This is a genomic window from Leisingera sp. F5, assembly GCF_001593695.1.
Window position 1 is genome coordinate 1 of sequence record NZ_LUKH01000094.1, and the last position, 6,689, is coordinate 6,689.

6 protein-coding genes are annotated in these 6,689 nt (G+C 58.8%); 1 reads left to right on the plus strand and 5 read right to left on the minus strand.

What is annotated here, in order from left to right; genetic code table 11:
• From A2I95_RS24385 to A2I95_RS24405, 5 genes are all read right to left on the minus strand, one after another.
• Window positions 1-987: O-antigen ligase (locus A2I95_RS24385; protein WP_291734012.1), on the minus strand; the 987-nt coding region annotated here is incomplete at its 3' end.
• Between the two features lie 8 nt (window positions 988-995).
• The gene (locus A2I95_RS24390; RefSeq protein ID WP_291734013.1) at window positions 996-2,579 is read right to left on the minus strand and encodes a GMC family oxidoreductase; all 1,584 of its coding nucleotides are present in this window, start codon (window positions 2,577-2,579) and stop codon (window positions 996-998) included.
• The gene (locus A2I95_RS24395) at window positions 2,576-3,757 is read right to left on the minus strand and encodes a glycosyltransferase family 1 protein (RefSeq protein WP_291734015.1); all 1,182 of its coding nucleotides are present in this window, start codon (window positions 3,755-3,757) and stop codon (window positions 2,576-2,578) included. The genes A2I95_RS24390 and A2I95_RS24395 overlap by 4 nt, the downstream gene beginning before the upstream one ends.
• Window positions 3,758-3,949: 192 nt before the next feature.
• The gene (locus tag A2I95_RS24400) at window positions 3,950-5,089 is read right to left on the minus strand and encodes a hypothetical protein (protein WP_291734017.1); all 1,140 of its coding nucleotides are present in this window, start codon (window positions 5,087-5,089) and stop codon (window positions 3,950-3,952) included.
• Window positions 5,090-5,102: 13 nt separating this feature from the next.
• Entirely contained in the window at window positions 5,103-6,140 is a 1,038-nt protein-coding gene (locus tag A2I95_RS24405) for a glycosyltransferase family 2 protein (RefSeq protein WP_291734019.1), read from the minus strand.
• Window positions 6,141-6,400: 260 nt separating this feature from the next.
• On the opposite strand from A2I95_RS24405, the gene A2I95_RS24410 reads away from it, so the two are divergent.
• Window positions 6,401-6,689 (plus strand): hypothetical protein (locus A2I95_RS24410; protein ID WP_291734021.1); only part of this gene is annotated, 289 nt, incomplete at its 3' end.

The following is a 6,689-nucleotide window of genomic DNA, read 5'->3' on the forward strand; positions in this document are numbered from 1 at the left end:
GCCTTGGTGCACGGCAATTTCATAGTACGAATTGTGAAAAGAGAAGGTGGCGTAGTCTGCCTTGTGGAATTCTTCGTAGATGCGGCTGGCTTCTGACAGTTTGTCATACGGGGTCCAGAATCCGCCAGCCCCGACCCCCAGAAGCGGCTGCTGTTCGATTTGTGCGGTCGCATACTGCCACAGGACGGTGCGGCCGGTCAGAGTGCCGTCTTTTCCGAAAGCTGCGAGGACAGTATTGACGGGATCAACTGTCAATGATGAGAAGAAAACACCTAGCATCAGAACAGCGGCGCCTGAAACCGTCAAAGCCGCAATGTAGAAAAAAGGGCTTCTAAAGATACCCGATCGCGGCAGAATACCCAGACAGAACACAAGCCCGAAAATGCCAAGCGCAAGCAGCACGGCCGTTGCTGAATCCGATCTATGTATCTGCCAGACAGCCAGGGCTGCCGCAGCAGCAGCCAGCAGTTTTATTTTTTTCGAGAACCCGGTGTCGATAAGGATGCAGAGCGAGGAGAGCCACAGAACCACCATGGCGGACCCCATTGTATTTTTGCTTGAAAATACTCCTCGCGCGACTGTTCCGGACCCCATATAGGGGGCCAGAAAGCTCATTACTGCATAGTAACCTGATGTAATCAGAAGCGATATGAAGAGATCGCGCGCGGTCAGGCGTGTCGCGATGCAGTAACAGATCAAGATCGTGAGCATCAACTGCAGGCCCGATTTAAGAATGAGCCCGGTCTGGTCTCCCCAGAGTGCGGAAAGCAGCCACCAGGCCGGAAAAACGAACAGGACAGCGCTGCGCGCGACCAGCGGGAAAATCCTGGGGAAGTCCCGCACGAAAGCCCAAGCAAAATAAAGTGCCAAAGGATAAAGGATCAGTTCGTCAAACCGGAACTGTTTGAAAGTGACAAAAATCCACAAGGTTACCAGGATATGATCCCGGCGGTGCTCGAGCACCTCCCGGTTTGAAGGATATGCCATCGTTACAGTCATCCTGCAGACCCTGTCCGGTGATTTTCCAGGATATGCGCGGCCAGGCGCAACGCCATGGCAACCACGGACAAGGTTGGATTGGCCTGACCCGAAACGGGGAAAACCGAGGCTGATGCAACAAAGAGATTTTCGGCTCCGTGCACGCGGCAATTGGCATCGACAACACCATCATCCGGGTTGACGGACATGCGTGTCAGACCGATCTGGTGATAACCGTCGCGGGACTTCCGGATAATAGCCTCAGCAAAAGCGTCATCTTCCGGCAGAAACAGTTCGGCAACATTTGCGGCACGCAGCCTATGGGCGAGCAGTTTGTGACTGTTGATCAACCCTTCAACAGTGCGCCGCCCATAGCGGAAATCAATCTTCAACTTACGCCGGCCAGTCTGGTCCATACTGTTGCACAGCATAACCCGGCTTTCGTGCTCGGGGAAATGTTCGGCATGATAAGCTAAGGCATAGGGCCCCGGCCCATGGGCCACCAGCCGCTGCGGACGGCGCGCCTTGCGGGCGAGAAGCCGTCCTGCACCCGACCGCAAGGCATCGAAAACTCCACACGGATCACGCAGGATATTGGCGATGTGAGGCCCCGGATTCTCAAAACGATCTGAATGCAGCAACAGATGTTTGGCCGAAATTTCACCCGATCCGTGCCGGGGATCGGACGGGCTGATATTTTCAATCCAGAATGCGGCATTGGACGGCGCGTCACTGGTCAGAACAAACCGCCGGCGAAAGGGACTCCTGCCGTCCTTTTTCTGATATCCGAAGCTGCTGCAAGGCGCGGGATCGCGGAACAGGATCTCCGCAACTGACCCGGTCAGATGCCCCATGTAGTACCGCCCCAGCACCCCTGCCGATTTACGGAAGATTGCAGGATGTGCGGCTTGCTCCAGCAGCAGAAGGCGGGTTGTCTCAAGCCCGCCGCAGGCCAGAACCGCCTGGCGGCAGGGCAGGGCGGCAGTTTGCCCCTTGTGCAGGACCTCCAGTTCGCGCACCCGGTATTCGGGATCCCCGTCCCAGCGCATGGAGAGCAGTTGCGCGTGTTTGAGCAGATCGACCGGCGTGCCGCTCTGCTTCAGCCGTTCTTGCAGGGCGTTCGCTTGCTCCAGTGAATTCAGCCGTTCAACCCGTTCGATGCTTACCCCCTGAACCGGTGGCCATCCGGGAGGTGCCGGCGCCTGAAAGTCCGGGTCGGTATCAAGAAATTCGGCGGCCGGGGCGATCCAGCGGGCATAGTCTTCGAACGGGATCGGCCAGGGATGCGCATGCCGTCCGGACTGGTCTCCGAAATCTTCGGGATCGAACGGCATGCAGCGCCCGCCCCATCCCATAAGCGTCCCCCCGACGGCCTCGCGGTTGGTCTGCTGCCGGGGGGCATGGGTCTGGCGGGATACGATTTCGTCCCGCTTGCTGGACCTGTCGATTTCGCCCGTGCCGAAACCACCCTGCTCGACGACCAGGACCCGCAGCCCCGAGCGCCCCAGCGCCAGCGCCAGAGCCAGACCCGCCGCTCCCGCCCCGATAACGCAGGTGTCATAGTCAGCTGCTTGAGCTTCGGTAAGGCTGACTTGGGTCATTCCGGTTTCACCTTTCGTGCCCGCCGCGCGGCGCTGCGTTCGCGCCGTGCAAGCCCGGCGAGTTTCCGCAACGTGACGAACGGAGATGCTTGGACCGGCCCGCCGCGCATTGACGTGCCCGGATCGCTCCGAAGGCTTTGCAATCTTTCCGGAACCGCTGCACTTGTGTAGCGGCCGGCCACTATATCGCGTATTTCCGAACAATGGCGGCGTGTGCCTGCTGGATCATTGCGCAGCGCTTTCAAGAGGTCCGGAACCTGCGCAGGCGATGCATATTGTGCCAGGGGGCCGAAGGTTTCACGCAGCCTCCGGTCCAGAACACAGGGCCGTTCCATCAGCATCGCCTCCAGAACGGTCCGGCCAAAGGCTTCGACCCATCTGTCGCTGTGGAAATAGGAAAAGACGTCCAGACTGTCCAGAAAGCGGTCCACCGGTTCGCCGTTAAACGGCACAATGTCCCAGCTGCTCAGATCCACACCGCCGGCCTTCAGTTCTTGCACCGGGCAGCCCATGACACGCGTTGCCCAGCCCGGCCCCGGGGGCGTCAGTGAGGCGCTGACGTCCGCTGCCCGGTCTGGCCATTTCAGAGGATCCTCACGGCTGTGCCGCCCGACAGTTGCAACCGCCTGGTCAAATACTTGCCGGCGGGGCGCCCAGTGACCTGCGTCGAATGTGTTTACCCAGTCCGAGCCGGTCAGGCGCACAAATGGCAGAAAGCTGCGCAAATGCTTGCGGATCACACCCGAAACAGGAGCCCACATGGGGCTGGTGCCAAAGGCTTTTTTGATTATCCGGGTTGTTGTGACCGGGTCGTATTCCAACGAGCCATCCCCGCGGAACGGCGGATGGTGGGCAACCAGAACCGATGTGCCGGCCAGAACTTCTGCAGTCTCAGCCACGCCGTGAAAGAAGGCCAGCGGGTGGTGAAAAAAGACGACATCAGCGGCCACAGCGGTGCCCGGTGCGAGAACGTCAAACCCGCTCAGGCCGGCCAGATCCGCAACAGCGGCATTGGGTATATCCTCAGCACCGGCAAAGAAGCCTGAAGTCACAGGCAGAAGGCCCACCGTTGCACCTGCCGCATGGAACGCCCGGGCATCTGCCAGCATCGCGGCAGCTGTCCCGCCCGAGAACCTGGGATCGTAAACAAGCACGATATCTGACCGGAAAGCACTCATCCGTAAAACCCGGGCCCGATTGCAGAAAGATCGCGATTGAGAAGATCCGGTAATCCGGCCGCCGGCCCGCAGCTTGCGGGGGATCTGGATTTCGGAAACTGGGCAGGCGGGAAGTTTGACGGCATGCTGTGATGTTGCCTCTCTCTACTATCTGAAAGCCATCACTCAGATGGCTTTAACACTCATACCCGCTCAAACAGGCAGCACTTGGGCCGCCTGCAGCAGTTTCGTTGTTTCTGCCGGGGTCTCGACAAATGTGTTCCTCGATAAGGAAAGCAGCTGCGTCCGCAGCTTTTGCAACGGCGACCGGTCCTTGAGCAGCTTGGCAATTTCCGCCTCCAAGGCCGTTTCCACCGGCGGGGCAAGAAGGATTCCGCTGCCGTGCTCGTGAAGCCAGCGTGCAGTCTCGGTTCCTGCTGGAGCAAGCGACGGCGTCGCAAAATAGCCGCCTTCATAAATTCTGTTGGGGAGAAGCCAGAGAGAATTACCGCCGTCTTCGTACCAGTCGCCAGCCCAGGCCAGGTCAACTCCGGCATACATTTCTGAAAGATCCCCGGGCGCGGAATAGGCTCCGCCAAAAGAGATGTTTTTATACGGGCTGATTTCTGCTTCTAAGTTGCTGAGCACTCCGGGGGCCGGATAGCCGCGCAAATTGACAGTGACACGGTCCGGGAAGCGGCGCGCCAATCCGATCAGCAGATCAAGAGAACGCCGGCAGCGCAGGTTTCCAAACCACCCGATCCTCAACGGCCTGCCTGGGCCGTCTTCAATTTCTTCGGCCTCCGGGCGGGCGGGAAAATCATCTCCCTCAATCATGAGATTTTCGAGCAGAAAGGCCTGGTACGCGCCTGGATAGTATTTCGCAAAATGCTCGGTCTCGAACCGCGGCGACGAAATCACAACAAGGGCGCACTGTTTCAGGAGGTTTTTTTCAAACTGCCTGAGTATGCGTGCAACCGGCTTATGGCCCGTCAATCTGTGGTGAACATCCAGGCATTCATAAATCAGGGGCACATCCAGTCCCAGTTTTTTGCGGGCACGTGCCGCTGTCGCCAGCATGTCCAGGTTCCGGGCATAAATGGCATCGCATGTTTCCAGCAAGGCACGTTCGCGCACCGCAATGCCGGCGCCCTGAACAATCGAAACAAGCCTTTGGCCATAAGCGTTGTCCCGGGTTTCCCCTAAATCGACAACCGGCCAATCGGCGGCTTGTTTCGGCCCCCGGTGCGGCATGAACCCAACAACAGCATGCCCGGCGGCGAGAAACGCTCTGGCACGCCGGCGGACGGCTGGCTCATTGGAGTTATGTCCGAAAAATGCGATGGTTGACATGAAATACCCCGGTCTAAAGTGTTTCTTTTGCCATCGTATGCCTGTTTGCCTTTTGCCTGGCTTTCATCAGCCGGGACAAGAACCCCAGCCCCCACGCCAGGTGCATCGTTGCAAGAGCAAGGGTGCCCGACAGGCCGCAAACGGACCGGTGTATCCAGGCGGCCCGCAAGCCGCTGCACAAAATGGCAATACCATATATGAACAGCCACACCAAAGGCAGCCGGGTCACTGGCAATGCAAGTAAACTCAGCAGAACAAGCACTGTGTGCACTGCGGGTATGAGCTGTCTGACACCCGGCCGGATCCTGTGTTTCAGGCAGGTCTGTGCCCGCCCGGCTCCATAGTTCCAGTACTGCTTCCAAAGGCGCCCGGCCGATTGCCTTGGAAAATACCCTATACGCATATCAGCATTGAGCCAGATTCTGCCGCCCTGGCGGATCAGCCGCAGATCGTATTCAGCATCTTCGTTGGCCTTGAAATCCGTATCGTAACCGTTCAGCAGCCGGAAACTGGACAGCTGAAAGGCGGCATGGTGGCCGTGATTGCAGTAGCCGGAAACCACACCGCCGCGATGCGGAGATCCGCCCGCGCCCAGCCAGCTGTCTGCAACCCAGACAAGGCCACGCTGAAAGCAGCCGCCGCTGCTGGCTGTTGCGTCCATTGGCACAACAACTGAATCCACCTTTTTCTCGGTAAGGCACCGTGTCAGACCGCTGACATACCCGGGTGGATAAGCAGCATGCGCGTCGCATCTGATTGCAATGCCGAACCGGTCGAACTCCGGCTGCAACAGCAAATTCATGGCTGCGGCCTGTGTCCGCCCGGGATTATGGACCAACCGCAAATTGGGATAGCGGCCCATCATTCTGGCGACAATTTCACATGTTTCATCCTGGCTCCCGCCATCGGCAACAACAACCGGGCAGCGCGACGCCACCGGGTCGCCGCCGATGATCTCACGCAGGATTTTTTCAATCTGATCCGCTTCGTTCAAAGTCGGGATCAGAACGACAATCCGCGCCGGGTCAATGCCGTGTGATGCTGCTGTCACCAATTGTATGCCTCGGTTTCCAAATAGTTTGTTTCAGACAGCGCCGCATTCTGGAGGGCCGGGCGGGGCCGGAACCCTGCCCGGGCGCAAAAAACTGCAATGCGAAGAAACTGCATGTAGTTCCGCCTGTTCAATGCGTCGCGCGCGCGCCAAACAGATCCCCGCCCCAACGCCTTCAAAATGGCCCTGCCAGCTGGACTCTCGCGCGCCAGAGCCAGCAACTGGTTCTGCACCGGAGGGCAATAGGCCATGGCGCTGCCATGTTTGCCGGCCATGGAGCGGATCACGATCCCAACCTCTGTTTCGGACAAGCCCTCGGAAGGCGCTATTTTTGCCGCGGCTTTGAAATCTTCAATTGCAAAGCCCCAGTCGCAGCGGCGTGCATAGACGCAGCCCCGTTGCAAGTACCCTGCGCGAAGCGCCAGATCTTTTGCACTGGCCTTGAAGAGAGCGGCATAAAACGAAACCGGCAGCCGGTCGCGCAGATCGGAAAAGATCTTCCTGTCGCTGTCGAGCCAAACCGCATCCGACTGATCAGCAGCATGCCGC